The organism is Halobacillus sp. BBL2006 (assembly GCF_000786645.1).
In the GTDB taxonomy this organism is placed as follows: Bacteria; Bacillota; Bacilli; order Bacillales; family Halobacillaceae; genus Halobacillus.
The window spans coordinates 1-595 of record NZ_JRNX01000866.1; the positions used below are offsets into that span (position 1 = coordinate 1).

Annotated in this window: 1 protein-coding gene; it reads right to left on the bottom strand. The window is 46.7% G+C overall.

Annotated features, from left to right (window positions below):
* Positions 1-595: NCS2 family permease (locus LD39_RS20580; RefSeq protein ID WP_035553121.1), on the bottom strand; the 595-nt coding region annotated here is incomplete at both ends.

Below are 595 nucleotides of genomic sequence, written 5' to 3' on the forward strand. Positions count from 1 at the left end.
GCGATCGACGTAAGGATCATCCCATAGAAAATTCCGCCTTTGATTCCAAGCGCCAGTAAAACGACAGATACAATAATCCCAAAAATCGCCAGCATCGTAGGTCCAGCGGTCAAGTCCCCAAGCTGGACAAGTGTTGCATCGCTATTTTGTACAATCCCTGCATTTTGAAAGCCGATGAAGGCGATGAATAAGCCAATTCCGGCTCCAACCGCAAGCTTCAAATTTCCCGGTATGGCATCAATGATCATTTGGCGCAGGCCGGTAATCGTCAATACAATAAAAATAAGTCCGGAAGCCAGTACACCTGCAAGCGCCGTTTCCCATGGAATACCAAACCCTAATACAACGGTATAAGCAAAAAATGCATTCAATCCCATACCAGGAGCTAAAGCGATCGGATATCTCGCGAATACTCCCATAATCAACGTACCGACGGCAGCGGCAATAGCTGTAGCTGTGAAGACAGCACCTTTATCAATCCTTGTGACTCCTTCTGGGAGCTGTTCGATTCCGTCCAGCGCAAGCGTCGATGGATTGACGAACAAAATATAAGCCATGGCTAAAAAGGTTGTCATTCCTGCCATAAATTCCGTAC